Origin of the sequence: Rubrivivax sp. JA1026, from assembly GCF_011065555.1 — a bacterium.
Lineage (GTDB): Bacteria > Pseudomonadota > Gammaproteobacteria > Burkholderiales > Burkholderiaceae_C > Rubrivivax > Rubrivivax benzoatilyticus.
Genome location: NZ_JAALCQ010000011.1, coordinates 96892 through 109502 on the forward strand (window position 1 = coordinate 96892; position 12611 = coordinate 109502).

Consider the following 12611-nt stretch of genomic DNA (forward strand, 5'->3'; position numbering starts at 1 on the left):
GCAAGGCCGGCCATAAGCCAGTTGTTGGTTAGGCACTTTCTCGGCATTGGTTACAACGTTCGAGGTGAGTCGGGGCTGCCTTGCCGTTGGACCTCGCCTCGACCGGAGGGCTTAGGCGTCAGCGCGCCGATTCTGAATGCGTCGTCATTTACGCATACGCATATCGCCAGCAGGCGGTCAGCGCCGCATGCACGATAGGCATGTCGGCCTCGAATGACTCGCGTGTAATGTTTTGGCCAATGAATCTCGCGAGCTTAACCTTCTGGCGCAACTCTGCCCGTTGTTGTCGAAGTGCGGCTGGGTAGTAGTCTTCGAGAGTCAACGTGGGCAGCGTGTGGGCTCGCCCGCCATCTCGAATGTCCCGGTGCGCATCCAGGAAGTTGGCCAGCCGCTGAACCTTGTCTTCTCCGGTAGGTTTGTCGAACAGCAGCACAGCCTTGCTCTTGTATATTGCCGAATCGCCAAGCGGGGCGTAGGCCTTCATGATGGCCGCGAGATAGTTGGCTTGGCGCTCATCATCGCCATCTGCGGCCACAATCTGAATGCGTGGCATGTCCGGATAGTGGCGTGAGCACACCAGTTCTAGAAAGGCCACCTCACTAGGACCTTCAACAACGAGAAAGTTTGCCGGCAGTAAGAGGTCGGTTGGGCTTCCGCCTAGTAAGTCATAGACCGTTCTCATCCGCGTTCGGGCTGTCATAGGACTAACGGTAGTCGTCCCGTCTTCCTTCTCAACGACGAACTCGGCCTGATCGGTGATCATGTCGGACAAGAAGACAGAAGAGTGTGTCGTGATGAAGACTTGGTCGACGCCGTCCGCTAGGGAACCAAGTGCACTCTTGAGCTGGCGCTGTGCAGTCGGATGAAGGTGTAGCTCCGCCTCGTCGATGAAGAAGAGGAACGCTTTGCCCAGTGCGTCCGCGCGCCTTGAGTCGGCATGTGCCTTGATGATCGCGAGCATTAGCGCGCGTTGCATGCCATCGCCCTTGGCGTGAGCGTCGGTGGCTACCCCATCATCCACCGTCGTCGTATAGCTCTTCAGAAACTCTTCAAATGCGGGAATTTCTACCTTGAATTCGACGGAACTGCAGTCCGGGAACTGAAGTGTGAGGTGGGAGCGAACACGCTCGCTGGTTTCTTGCAGTAGCTTGCGAACGCTGGATTCCGGCGACTGAAATAGTTCTTCAAACTTGGCCTTGAAGTCCAGATACTTCTCGTCCTTCTCCAGTGCTTCGGATACCACGCTGCTGAGCATCTGCCCGATCGGTGTTGTCGCTTTGAATGCTGAGACCTCCTTGAGGCTCTTGTCGGTCAGCACAAACTCAAAGCGCGGTATGCAGTTGTTGAACGCGCTATCGGCGCCAGTGGGCTGCTTCTGCCACTTGTCCTCCTTGACGTTGAAGACATAGCGGCTCTTTGCATCCTTGCTCGTCCTGCGCACCCGGAGGCTGTCTGAGTCACCGACGACGTTTCGCAGCTTTTGCTGGTTCTCGGCGTTGGAGATCAGCGCGATGCCCGCCTGAACACCTGAAAACTCAATCTCTACTGCAACATCTTCGGCTGCGGGCGCGCCTGCCAGCTTGATGTCAGTAATCTCGCCCTTGCCAGAGTAAAACCACTCGACTGCCTCAAATATGTTGGACTTCCCATGGTTGTTTCTGCCAACTAGAATGTTAAATGCCCTGGGCCGAAAGTCGATGGACTTTAGCGAGCGAAAGTTCTGTACCGCGAGCCTGGATATCTTCATCGTCTCCCTCTCGTTGTAGTGGTTCCGCAGCGCGCTTGTTTTGGCTGGGAAGTGGCGATAGGTGAAGTTCTGATGCCTAACCCTTGTTATATGCGGCGTCCGAACGCTGCGTATAGCATCCAACGTTCGCGTAACAGACGCCACGGACGGAGACTCAGCCCTTGTCGCGCTTGAGATTCCCGTCGCCGATCGCTCAGGTCCACAGGCGTAAAAAAGACGCCGAAAGTGGCGTTGGTCGCGCACGATTCTGCGCCGCTCAATCTTGTCCGCCAAGCCTTCCGCCCGCCCTCGAGGGGAGGTCGGCCATGCTGAGCGCATAGACCCCGCACCGCCCTGCCGCGGGCGCCGGGTGGCCGGTGGAGTGAAGTAAAGGAGGAGGGCGGGCGCAGCCCGCCCGGGGGACATGAACGGAGCCGGCCACCCGGTGGCCGCGGCACGCTACGGCGGTGGCGTGCTCGATGGCCGAGCCCAAATGCCGGCGCAGCGAGATCGTTCACGGGCTCTCCTGAGAGCCCTTCCTGAACGGTAGGCGCACCTCGCGAACGACCCCGAGGGCGCTACTCGACGCCCTCGTTCAACAGCACGTAATGCTGATGATCTTCCCAGACGCCGTTGATCTTCAGATATTTCCGGCTGCTGCCTTCCAGCTCGAAACCGAGCCGTTCCAGCACCCGCTTCGACGCCAGATTGCGCGGCATCACGTTCGCTTCGATGCGATGCAGCGCGAGTGAACCGAACACCCACCGGATCGCTGCCCTCAGCCCTTCCTGCATCAACCCCTGGCCCTCGTTGCCCTGGCTCGAGCGATAACCCAGGAAGCACGACAGGAAGCAGCCGTAGACGATGTTGGAGAAGCCGATGGTGCCGATGACCTCCGTGCTCCCCTGCCGCGTGAGGTAGAAGTTGACGCCCGTGCGCGCGCGGAACTGTTCCTGCTGCGTCTCGACCATCCTCGACATCGTCGGGAGATCGTAGTAATCGTCCGACCGTCTCGGTTCCCATTCGGCCAAGAACGCCCGGTTGGCGACGAAGTACTGTTGAACCGCCTCGGCGGAGACCTCCTCCGGCGTCAACAGATTCAAGCGCGGGGTTTCGATCGGCATCGGCTCACTCCAACGAATCTCTCAACCGAGGCATCGGTGTCGCCGTGGATACGCCTCGGTGCCGAGGATGTTCAGAAGAACGTCCTCACCCCACCCGTCACCCGATACCCGTCGTCGACCGTGTAGAGCAGCCCCCAGCGGTCGAAGGTCGTGCACGGATGGCCGACGCCGAAGCCGACCAGATCGCCCACCCGCCACGGCATCGCGCCGTCGGCTGCGTCCACCCAGGCGTGCTGGTCCGACAGCGCCACGGTCTTGATGCCTGACGGCAGGGCGCGCGGCGTCGCCTCGCCCGCCGGCCACCACCCCACCGGCTGCGGCAGCATCAGGTCGTGCGACAGGTCGCGTTTGCCGGCGGCGCAGATCGCGCGGCCGGGTTCGGGCACCGACTGCACGACGGTCCAGACCTCCAGCGCGTTGCGCAGCCCCGGGCCGCGGCCCCACAGCGCGCCGGCGCGCTGGCGCAGCCGGGCCTGCATGCGTTCGTAGTGCAGCGCGTCGTGCGACAGGTAGCAGCCGCTGCGCAGCACCGGGCGCACCGCGGGGCCGCCCGGGCGCGCGTCCACTGCCGCCAGCACCTGGGCCGCCAGGTCGAAGAACTGCGAGCCGCCGGCCGAGACGATGACCTCGCCCGGCGCGAACCAGGCTTCGGCGACGCCGGCCGCGGCGATGTCGCCGATCTGCTCGATCAGCGTCAGCGCCGCCAGTTCGACCGCGGCTTCGCCGTCGCCCGGCACGACGCCTTCGTAGGCTTCGATGCCGCGCAGCACGACGGCCGGCGCGGCGGCGCGGATCGCGCGGCCCAGCGCCAGCGCGGCGTCGCGCCCGCGCACGCCGGTGCGGGCGCCCGGGGCGCCCAGTTCCAGCAAGACTTGCAGCGGCCGGCCCATCGGCCGTCGCGCCAGCCCGGCCAGCAGTTCGGCCAGCGCGGCTTCGGAGTCGACCAGCGTGTAGAAGTCGAACGCCGGGTCGGCGGCCAGTTCGGCCAGCACGAGGTCGACGTTGGCCGCGCCGACCAGCTGGTTGGCCAGCAGCACACGCGGCACGCCGAAGTGGCGATACGTTCGCACGTGGGCGGCGGTGGCGGCGGTGATGCCCCAGGCACCATCGGCAAGCTGGCGCTCGAAGAGCTGCGGCGCCATCGTCGTCTTGCCGTGCGGGCACAGGCTGACGCCGGCGCGGGCGCAGAAGTCGCGCATCCAGGCGCTGTTGTGCGCCAGCGCAGAGTCTTGCAGCACGGCCACCGGCCACGGCAGCTCGCCGCCGGCCAGCGTCAGGCCCAGCGCGCCCAGCTCGGCCAGCGGCCGGCCCACCGCGCGGGCGGCCAGGCCTTTGGTCGTGGCGGGCAGCGCTTCGGCCAGCAGCGCGGCAAGGTCCAGCGCCATCGGCGGCTCCTTCAGGCGGCGGCCTGGATCGCCGCGCGGTGGCCGTCGAACTCGACGACGTCGCCGGCGCGCAGCTTGCGCCCGCGGCGCGTCTCGGCCTCGCCGTTGACGACGGCGCGGCCGTCGGCGATCGCGGCCTTGGCGTCGCCGCCGCTGGAAGCCCAGCCGGTGGCCTTGAGCAGCGCGTCCAGCGTGATGTAGTCGCCGCGCAGGGCGAAGTCGGTCGTGTCCATTGCGCCGATTGTCCCCCCGAGGTGTCCATTCGGCCCTGAGACAATGCGCGCCCCGCCGTCGCCCGACGGCCGACGCGCGCGGCCGCGCCTCCTCGATCCGACTGCTCTCCCCGCCTGCTGGGCCGCCGCTTCCCGATGGACCTCGCTCTCGTCACCTTCGCCTCGTTCTTCGCCGGCCTCGTCGACTCCATCGTCGGCGGCGGCGGGCTGATCCTCGTGCCGGCCTTGTTCGCCGCCTACCCCACGGCGCCGGCGGCCACGCTGTTCGGCACCAACAAGAGCGCGTCGGTCTGGGGCACCTCGTTCGCCTGCTGGCAGTACGCGCGGCGCGTGGACCTGCGCTGGGCGGTCATCGGCCCGGCTGCCGGCGCGGCGCTCATCGGCGGTCTGCTCGGCGCCTGGGCGGTGACGCTGGTCGACCCGGCTTTCCTGCGCAAGGCGCTGCCGCTGATCCTGCTGGCGGTGCTGATCTACACCGTGGCGCGCAAGGACCTCGGCAAGCACCACGCGCCGATCGCCTCGCGCGCCGTCGAGACCGCGGCCGCGTCGGCCATCGGCCTCGTCATCGGCTTCTACGACGGCTTCTTCGGCCCGGGCACCGGCAGCTTCTTCATCTTCCTGTTCGTGCGCCTGCTGGGCTACGACTTTCTCAACGCGTCGGCCTCGGCCAAGCTGCTGAACGTGGCGACCAACCTGGCGGCGATCGGCCTGTTCGCCGCCAAGGGCCACGTCTGGTGGCACATCGGGCTGACGATGGCGGTGGCCAACGTGCTCGGCAGCCTGGTGGGCTCGCGGCTGGCGCTGAAGCACGGCGCCGGCTTCGTGCGCCACGTGTTCATCGTCGTCGTCGGGGCGCTGATCCTGAAGACGGGGTACGACGCGTTCATGCGCTGAGCGTGATCGCCGGGCGCGGCCGCCCCGCTTCATCGGACAATGCCGCCATGAACCGCGCGACGATCGTCGAACTGCTGCAGCGCCGCCTGCCCGGCTTGCTGGCGGTCTACGCCTTCGGCAGCCGCATCGACGGGACGGCGGGCCCCGCCAGCGACCTGGACCTCGCGGTGCTCGTCGCCGGTTATGCCGATCCGATGGCCTTGTTCGAGCTGTCCGGCGAACTGGCCGACCTTGCCGGCTGCGATGTCGACCTGCTCGACCTTCGTGCCGCCTCGACCGTCATGCAGTACCGCGTGATCACGACCGGCGAACGGTGGTGGGCGGCCGACACGCGCGCCGGCCTGTTCGAGGCGGCGGCGCTGAGCGAGAAGACGGCCCTCGACACGGCACGGGCCGGGCTGCTGCAGGACATCCGCCGAACGGGGACCATCCATGGCCGATGACGTGTTGCTGAACAAGGCGGCGGTGATCGAGCGCTGCGTCGGCCGTGCACGCGAGGAGTACGCCGCCAACCCGGCCGGCTTCGCCAGCGACTACACGCGCCAGGACGCCGCGATCCTGAACATCCAGCGCGCCTGCGAGGCGGCCCTCGACATGGGCCAGCACCTGATCCGCCGCGAACGGCTCGGCGTGCCGCAGAGTGCACGCGACGTCTTCGCCCTGCTGGCCCGGGCCGGCTGGATCGATGCCGGTCTGGCCGATGCGCTCAAGCGCATGGTCGGCTTCCGCAACATCGCGGTGCACGAGGATCAGGCGCTGCAACTGCCGATCACGGTCGCGATCATCACCTCGCACCTCGACGAGTTCCTGCAATACAGCCAGGCCCTGTTGCTGCGCGACGGTGGGGGCGTGGCGGGCTGAGCGAGGCCCGCCCACCCGGCGTTCAGGCCAGCGCTGCCGCCAGCGCCGTCTGCCAGTCGGCCGGCGCATCCAGATAGGCCAGGTGGCCGGCCCTGGGCAGCACTTGCAGCGTGGCCCCGGGCAGCATCGCGTGCGCAGCCCGGGCCGCTTCGACGGCAAAACGTGCGTCGTGTTCGCCGTGCACCAAGTGCACGCGCCCGTCCAGCGCTCTCAGCGACTCGATCGTGCCGCGCGCGCCCTTCAAGCCGTGCCGGCGCACGGCACCCAGCCACTCGCCGGAGAAGGCGACCGCGCCGACCAGCCGGCGTGCGGCGTCCAGCGCCTCGGGGCGGTGCACGTCGAGTTCCAGCGTCTCCAGCGCCAGCCGCCGGGTCGCGGCGAGCGAGTCGGGCTCGGTGTCGAAGATCTGCTTCCACAGCGCGCGCAGCTCGGGCCGGGCCGGGGCGCGCGTTGCTTCGGCGGCCACCGGGTAGGCGGTCGACGCCAGCACCAGGCGCTCGATGTGCTGCGGCTGCCGGGCCGCCAGCGCCTGCGCGACGACACCGCCGAAGCTGAAGCCGAGCACGTCGGCCTGCGCCAGGCTCAGCGTGTCCATCAGCGCGCCGATGTCGCCGACGACGGCGTCGACCGTGTAGCCGGTGTCGTCGGCGCAACGAAACGAATGCCCGCAACCCCGCAGGTCGAACAGGACCGGCCGGATGCCGTGGCCGCAGAGCCCGGCGACGGCCGGCAGCAGATAGCTGTGGTCCCAGTCGGGGCCGCCGTGGATCACCAGCAGCGGGCGGCCCGGCATGCGCGCCTGCACGACGTGCAGACTGCCGTCGGGGGTGGCGACGTCGAAGTGCTCGAACACTGCTCCTCCTGTCGACTTCAGCCGCCCCGCCGCACCCACCACCACCCCGGCAGCAGCGCGCGCACCTCGGCGCGGCCGAAGCGGTCGTCGACGAGGTGCAGCACGCCGCGGTCTTGCGGCGTGCGGATCACGCGGCCGGCTGCCTGCACCACCTTCTGCAGCCCGGGCACGAGGTAGGTGTAGGCCCAGCCGGCGCCGAAACGCGCTTCCAGCCGCGTCTTCATCGCCTCCTGCACCGCGTCCACCGGCGGCAGGCCCAGCGTCGCGACGAAGGCGCCGACCAGGCGCGAGCCCGGCAGGTCGATGCCTTCGCCGAAAGCGCCGCCCAGCACCGCCAGGCCGACCTGGCGCCCGCCTTCGGCGAAGGAATCGACGAAGGCGCGGCGTTCGGCTTCGTCCATGCGGCGCTGCTGGCAGCGCAGCGGCAGCTCGGGCGCGGCCGCCTGCAGCGCGGCGGCGGTGCGTTCCAGGTAGTCGAAGCTGCTGAAGAAGGCCAGGTAGTTGCCCGGCATCTCGGCGTACTGGCGCGCGATCAGCGCCGCCAGCGGCGCCAGCGAAGCCTCGCGGTCGGCATAACGCGTGGACAGCGGGGCGATGCGCACCGCCAGCTGCGCGGCGTCGAACGGCGACTCGCAGTCCAGCCAGGCCGCGCCCTCGCCCAGGCCGAGCAGGTCGCGCTGGTAGGGCGCCGGTGCCAGCGTCGCCGAGAACAGCACCGTGGTGTGCAGCGCCTCGAACCGCGGTTTGAGGAACGGCGCCGGCACGACGCAGCGCACGCAGGCCACGGCCTCGGGCTTGTCGCGCGGGCCGGGGCGGCGCGTCAGGTCGAACTGGCTGGTCGCCGGGTCCAGCAGCTCGGCCAGTTCGGCGAAACGCAGCGCGTCGAAGTGCAGCTGCAGCGCGTCGCCGGCCAGCGCGGTGGGCTGCTGCACCGCGAGCTCGCTGGCCGCCGAGATGTAGTTTCGCAGCGCGTCGAGCAGCTTGTCGGGTGCCGCGTCGGCGACCTCGAACGGCGCGTCGCCGGCCTTGGCCAGCGCGCCCAGCGCCCGCGCGACGCGTTCGACCGGGCGCTTCAGCGCCGCCGGCGCGCTGCGCTTGGCGGCGCGCACCGCGGCGGCGTCCAGCGTCGCGCTGTACATCTCGCGTGCCCGCGAGACGAGGTTGTGCGCCTCGTCGACCAGCGCGACCGCGCGCCAGCCGTTTTCCTGCAGCAAGGCGTGCAGCAGCGCGCCCGAGTCGAAGACGTAGTTGAAGTCGCCGACGACGACGTCGGCCCAGCGCGCCATCTCCTGCGCCAGGTAGTAGGGGCAGACGGCGTGTTCGGCGGCGACGGCGGGCAGCGCCTCGGGGTCGTGCTCCAGTGCGCCCAGCGCCGCCTGGCGCGCCGCCGGCAAGCGGTCGTAGAAGCCGCGTGCCAGGCGGCAGTCGTCGCCGTGGCAGGCCCGGCCGGGTTCGGCGCAGGCCTTGTCGCGTGCGACGAGCTGCAGCACACGCAGCGGGCGCGCGCCGCCGGCGCGCAGCGTGGCCAGCGCGTCCAGCGCCAGGCGCCGGCCGGGCGTCTTGGCGGCGAGGAAGAAGACGCGGTCCAGGCGCTGGCCGGGCAGGGCTTTGAGCGTCGGGAACAGCGTCGCCATCGTCTTGCCGATGCCGGTGGGCGCCTGCGCCAGCAGCGGCCGGCCGGCGCGTGCGGCGTTGTAGACCGCGGTCGCCAGTTCACGCTGGCCGGCGCGGAAGGCGTCGTGCGGCCAGGCCAGCGCCGACAGCGCGGCGTCGCGCGCGGCGCGGTGCGCGAGCTCGGCGTCGGCCCAGGCGGCGAAGCGGCTGCACAGCGCCTCGAAGTGGGCCTGCAGCTCGGACGCGGTCAGCGTCTCGTCGAAGACGGTTTCGCTCTCGCGGTCGATGTTCCAGTAGAGCACGCGCACCGTCACACGCGGCAGCTCGTGCGTGGCGGCCAGCAGCGCGCCGTAGACCCGCGCCTGGGCGCGGTGCAGCGCGCGGTGGTGCTCGGGAATGCGCTCGACCGGGCCACGGTGGGTCTTCACCTCCTCGACCAGCGCGCGCCCCAGGTCGACGCCGTCGGCGCGGCCGCGCACGCGCAGCTGCTGCCAGCGGCCTTCCAGCGCGACCTCGCTCTCGTGCCCGGGGCCGCGGCGCGCGGCGACGCGGCGGTGGCCGGCGATGCCTTCGGCGGCCGTCGGTGCCGGCGTGAAACGCAGGTCCAGGTCGCCGGTCTTGGCCGCGAAGGCACACAGCGCGCGCACCGGCACGGTGTAGGCGGGCGCGTCGGCCGGTGTGTCTGCGGGCGTGTCGGTCACGGCTGTATTTTCGTCCAGTGGCAGGCCGGGTTTGCGCCTTTGCAAAGGTGCCGCGGCTGACCCTGGTTAAGGTGCCGGCACCGCCGCGCCGCCGGCAACGAGACCTGCCGATGTCCTGGGACACCGCCTCCGCCGCCCACGCCGATCTGCCCGCCGGCGACGACCTCGACTTCTACCGCGCGCTGCACCGCGCGTTCGACACCACGCTGCACGGCGGCCGCGGCAGCACCGCCGGCGTCGAGCGCCTGATGGCGCAGGCGGTCGACACCTTCGACGGCAACGTGCGCCTGCGCTGCGGCGACGAGCCCCCGCTGGCCTGCCGCAAGGCCTGCGCCACCTGCTGCCAGCTGCGTGTCGTCGCGACGATGCCCGAGGTGCTGCTGGCCGCGCACTTCCTCGCCCGCGTGGCGCCACCGCTGGCCGACCGCGGCATCGACCTCGTCGGCGCCTTGCGTGCCGCAGAGGCGAAGACCCACCGCCGCAGCGAGGCCGAACGTGCCGCCGACCCGGTGCGCTGCCCTTTCCTGGCGCAAGGTGTCTGCGTCATCTACCCGGTGCGCCCGCTGGCCTGCCGCGGCCACGCGTCGACCGACGCCCGTGCCTGTGCCGAAGCCGCCGCCGGCCGCCGCGCCGAGGTGCCGTCCAGCGCCGGCCACCGCCAGGTGCGCGCGCTGGTGCAGGGGGCGCTGCAGTCCTCGCTGCGCGACGCCGGCCTGGCCTGGGGCGTCTACGAGTTCAACGAGGCGCTGGTGACGGCGCTGGACCACCCCGGCCCCGCCGCCGCCTGGTGGGCGGGCGAGGACCCGCTGGCCGGCGCACGCTGCGACGAGCTCGCGCCGGGCGAGCAGGAAGCGGTGTTCGACCGCCTGCGGCCGGGAGCTGGCTGAACGCCGCGGTGTCGAAGCGGCTTGCCGGTGTAAACAATATTGTTTGCATTGGGTGCCTCCATGTCGAAGTACCCCGCACTCTTCAGCCCCGACACCGACGGCGGTTACGTCGTCACGTTCCGCGACATCCCGGAAGCGATCACGCAAGGCGACACGCTGGCCGAAGCCGAGCAGGCCGCAGCCGACGCCTTGCTGACCGCGATGGACTTCTATTTCGAGGATCAGCGCCCCGTGCCGCCGCCCAGCGCGCTGCAGCCGGGCGAAGCCTGGGTGGCGCTGCCCTTGTCGGTGGCGGCCAAGGTGGCGCTGCTCAACGAGCTGTGCCGGCAGCAGCTGCGCCCGGCCGAGCTGGCGCGCGCGATGGGTGTGCGTCCGCAGGAGGTGACACGCCTGCTGGACCTGTCGCACGCGACCAAGATCGACACCATCGGCCGTGCCTTCTCGGCGATCGGCAAGGACCTGGCCTTGGTCGTCAGCTGAGCTTCAGCCGACTTCGTCCGCCAGCTCCAGCAGCATCTTCGACGGCGGCCCGTAGCTGACGAGGTGCAGCTCCAGCCCGGCTGCGGCGGGCGAGGCGAAGGCGCGGCGCATCGCCGCGCCGATCCAGGCTTCGTCGTTGCCGAAGGCGCCGCCGCCGAGTTGCGTCAGCAGCACCCGCGGCGGTTTGCCGGCGGCGGCGGCCAGGCGCGCTTCCCAGAGCGTCGCTTCGTAGGCCGCTTCGAGCACCAGCGTCGCGAAACGCGCCCAGGGCGCGCCGCGGTGGCGCGAGTAGGCGACCGGCAGCGCCGAGCAGAAGGCTTGCGAGACCACCGGCCCCGGTGGCGCGGTGACGTCGGTCACCTCGACGTCGCGGTGCACGCCGATTGCCAGCCGCGTACGCAGCGTGTCGAGGCCGGCTTCGTCCAGCGCCGCCAGATGGGCGTCGATGGCGGTCAGGCCGTCGGCGCTGGGCAGTGCGTAGCCGTTGCGCATCTCCCAGAGCGCTTCGCGTGGCCGCCCGGTGGCCGCGGCCAGCGCCTCGCCCAGGCCGGCCAGCGTGTCGAGCTGGCGCGCTGCGGTCTGGCCGGGGAGGCCGTCGACCGGCACGAAGTAGTGGCGCACGAGGGTCGCCGCGCCGCAGGCCATCGCGCAGGCCGGGCCTTGCGTGCGGTCGTGTTCGTAGCGCGTCACGCCGTCGTCGGGCGTGACGTGCGGGCCGATCATCTCCAGCAGGTTGAACTGCGACGCCACCTGGAACAGCGCGCCGGCCAGCGCCGGGTCGCGGTGCAGTGCACGCACGTCGCCCTGCACGACGCGGCAGCGGGGTGGCGGCGCCGGCGGCAAGGCTGCGGCACGTTCACGCAGCGTGCCCAGCGTGACGAGTTCCAGCTCGCCGACGGCCCAGCTGCGGCCGGTTTCGGGCGCGTGCAGCCGGCCGTCGCGCCAGTGCAGGCGCCGACGCAGCTCGTCGGCGGCGGGCTCGGCAAAGCCGGTCAGGCGCTGGAACCAGTCCATCGTCAGCCGGCGGCCAGCGTGGCGTCGATCGCCGCCAGCCCTTCGAGCGCGCCGCAGGCCAGGCCGACGTGCAGCGGGTTGGGCACCGCGTGTTCACGCGGGTTCAGCCGCAGCAGCCGGGCGTCGTGGGCGTGCAGCAGATGCTGGCCGAAACGCCGCACCGAAGGCACCGCGGTGCCGGCGCCGATCTCGACGACGACCGGGCGGCGCAAGCCTTTCAGCCACTGCGTCAGCGCGCCGATCTGGGCTTCGGTGCGCGTCGCCAGCCATTGCGCGTCGCCGAACATCAGGATGTTGGGCCGCGCCAGCGCACCGCAGCGCGGACAGCGCGGCAGCTCGCCGCGCCAGCGGCAGGCGGCGGTGTCGACGTCGACCACCAGTTCGTCGGCCGGCCACAGCGCATCGCCGCACGGGCGTGCGCACTGCAGCCAGTGGATGGTGCCGTGGCATTCGGCGATGCGGTCGGCGGCGATGCCGGCACGCTGGAACTGGCCGTCGACGTTGCTCGTGAAGACGAAGCCGCCGGCCGGCGCACGGTCCATCCAGCGTTTCAGGATCGCGAAGCCGGCGTGCGGCACGGTGCGGCGGTACAGGTCCAGCCGGTGGCCGTAGAAGCCCCAGGCCAGCGCCGGGTCGCGCTCGAAGCTGTCGGGGCAGGCGATCTCGGTGAAGTGCAGCCCGGCGGCGCCGAGCGCCGGGTAGGCGGTCCAGAAGCCGCTGTCGCCGCGGAAGTCGGGCAGGCCCGAATCGACGCCGATGCCGGCCCCGGCGGCGACGATCACCGCATCGGCCTGGTCGATCAGTTCGGCGGCATGGGCGAGGGCGCTGGGATCCATCAA

Annotated in this window: 13 protein-coding genes; 5 read left to right on the forward strand and 8 right to left on the reverse strand. The window is 70.4% G+C overall.

Annotation, left to right across the window (positions count from 1 at the left end; translation table 11 throughout):
• Positions 1-148: 148 nt before the first annotated feature.
• The 4 genes from G5B56_RS17585 to G5B56_RS17600 all read right to left on the reverse strand — a co-directional run bounded on the left by G5B56_RS17585 (position 149) and on the right by G5B56_RS17600 (position 4468).
• Complete coding sequence (locus G5B56_RS17585) at positions 149-1747, reverse strand: ATP-dependent endonuclease (RefSeq protein ID WP_164964061.1); 1599 nt, start codon at positions 1745-1747, stop codon at positions 149-151.
• 557 nt (positions 1748-2304) lie between these two features.
• Complete coding sequence (locus G5B56_RS17590) at positions 2305-2850, reverse strand: GNAT family N-acetyltransferase (protein WP_164964062.1); 546 nt, start codon at positions 2848-2850, stop codon at positions 2305-2307.
• Between the two features lie 71 nt (positions 2851-2921).
• A complete protein-coding gene (locus G5B56_RS17595) occupies positions 2922-4235 on the reverse strand; it encodes an alanine racemase (protein ID WP_164964063.1) in 1314 nt (437 codons plus the stop codon).
• Between the two features lie 11 nt (positions 4236-4246).
• The gene (locus G5B56_RS17600) at positions 4247-4468 is read right to left on the reverse strand and encodes an RNA-binding S4 domain-containing protein (protein WP_014429908.1); all 222 of its coding nucleotides are present in this window, start codon (positions 4466-4468) and stop codon (positions 4247-4249) included.
• Between the two features lie 135 nt (positions 4469-4603).
• On the opposite strand from G5B56_RS17600, the gene G5B56_RS17605 reads away from it, so the two are divergent.
• From G5B56_RS17605 to G5B56_RS17615, 3 genes are read left to right on the forward strand one after another with little or no spacing between them, the layout of a single operon-like run.
• Positions 4604-5362, forward strand: coding sequence for a TSUP family transporter (locus G5B56_RS17605; RefSeq protein ID WP_164964064.1), 759 nt, complete (start codon positions 4604-4606; stop codon positions 5360-5362).
• 47 nt (positions 5363-5409) lie between these two features.
• Positions 5410-5805: a type VII toxin-antitoxin system MntA family adenylyltransferase antitoxin gene (locus G5B56_RS17610; protein WP_164964065.1), complete on the forward strand. Its 396-nt coding sequence runs from the start codon at positions 5410-5412 to the stop codon at positions 5803-5805.
• Entirely contained in the window at positions 5795-6223 is a 429-nt protein-coding gene (locus G5B56_RS17615) for a type VII toxin-antitoxin system HepT family RNase toxin (RefSeq protein WP_164964066.1), read from the forward strand. The genes G5B56_RS17610 and G5B56_RS17615 overlap by 11 nt, the downstream gene beginning before the upstream one ends.
• A 22-nt stretch (positions 6224-6245) precedes the next feature.
• Here the strand turns inward: G5B56_RS17615 and G5B56_RS17620 are convergent, their stop codons facing one another.
• Entirely contained in the window at positions 6246-7076 is an 831-nt protein-coding gene (locus tag G5B56_RS17620; protein ID WP_164964067.1) for an alpha/beta fold hydrolase, read from the reverse strand.
• 17 nt (positions 7077-7093) lie between these two features.
• On the reverse strand, positions 7094-9391 hold the full coding sequence (locus G5B56_RS17625; protein WP_164964068.1) for a helicase C-terminal domain-containing protein: 2298 nt from the start codon (positions 9389-9391) through the stop codon (positions 7094-7096).
• 110 nt (positions 9392-9501) lie between these two features.
• On the opposite strand from G5B56_RS17625, the gene G5B56_RS17630 reads away from it, so the two are divergent.
• Positions 9502-10278 (forward strand): YkgJ family cysteine cluster protein, encoded by a 777-nt coding sequence (locus G5B56_RS17630; protein WP_164964069.1) that lies wholly within the window; start codon positions 9502-9504, stop codon positions 10276-10278.
• A gap of 60 nt (positions 10279-10338) precedes the next feature.
• The gene (locus tag G5B56_RS17635) at positions 10339-10758 is read left to right on the forward strand and encodes a type II toxin-antitoxin system HicB family antitoxin (RefSeq protein WP_164964070.1); all 420 of its coding nucleotides are present in this window, start codon (positions 10339-10341) and stop codon (positions 10756-10758) included.
• A 3-nt stretch (positions 10759-10761) separates the two neighbouring features.
• Here the strand turns inward: G5B56_RS17635 and G5B56_RS17640 are convergent, their stop codons facing one another.
• Positions 10762-11772: a hypothetical protein gene (locus G5B56_RS17640; RefSeq protein WP_164964071.1), complete on the reverse strand. Its 1011-nt coding sequence runs from the start codon at positions 11770-11772 to the stop codon at positions 10762-10764.
• A gap of 2 nt (positions 11773-11774) precedes the next feature.
• A complete protein-coding gene (locus G5B56_RS17645) occupies positions 11775-12608 on the reverse strand; it encodes a Sir2 family NAD-dependent protein deacetylase (RefSeq protein WP_164964072.1) in 834 nt (277 codons plus the stop codon).
• Between the last annotated feature and the right edge of the window lie 3 nt (positions 12609-12611).

Excerpts from the sequence above, each read along its gene's own strand:
- G5B56_RS17645 (WP_164964072.1), bottom strand. The coding sequence starts at position 12,608 with ATGGATCCCAGCGCCCTCGCCCATGCCGCCGAACTGATCGACCAGGCC.
- G5B56_RS17585 (WP_164964061.1), bottom strand. The coding sequence starts at position 1,747 with ATGAAGATATCCAGGCTCGCGGTACAGAACTTTCGCTCGCTAAAGTCC.
- G5B56_RS17605 (WP_164964064.1), top strand. The coding sequence starts at position 4,604 with ATGGACCTCGCTCTCGTCACCTTCGCCTCGTTCTTCGCCGGCCTCGTC.
- G5B56_RS17590 (WP_164964062.1), bottom strand. The coding sequence starts at position 2,850 with ATGCCGATCGAAACCCCGCGCTTGAATCTGTTGACGCCGGAGGAGGTC.
- G5B56_RS17635 (WP_164964070.1), top strand. The coding sequence starts at position 10,339 with ATGTCGAAGTACCCCGCACTCTTCAGCCCCGACACCGACGGCGGTTAC.
- G5B56_RS17610 (WP_164964065.1), top strand. The coding sequence starts at position 5,410 with ATGAACCGCGCGACGATCGTCGAACTGCTGCAGCGCCGCCTGCCCGGC.
- G5B56_RS17640 (WP_164964071.1), bottom strand. The coding sequence starts at position 11,772 with ATGGACTGGTTCCAGCGCCTGACCGGCTTTGCCGAGCCCGCCGCCGAC.
- G5B56_RS17615 (WP_164964066.1), top strand. The coding sequence starts at position 5,795 with ATGGCCGATGACGTGTTGCTGAACAAGGCGGCGGTGATCGAGCGCTGC.
- G5B56_RS17630 (WP_164964069.1), top strand. The coding sequence starts at position 9,502 with ATGTCCTGGGACACCGCCTCCGCCGCCCACGCCGATCTGCCCGCCGGC.
- G5B56_RS17600 (WP_014429908.1), bottom strand. The coding sequence starts at position 4,468 with ATGGACACGACCGACTTCGCCCTGCGCGGCGACTACATCACGCTGGAC.
- G5B56_RS17595 (WP_164964063.1), bottom strand. The coding sequence starts at position 4,235 with ATGGCGCTGGACCTTGCCGCGCTGCTGGCCGAAGCGCTGCCCGCCACG.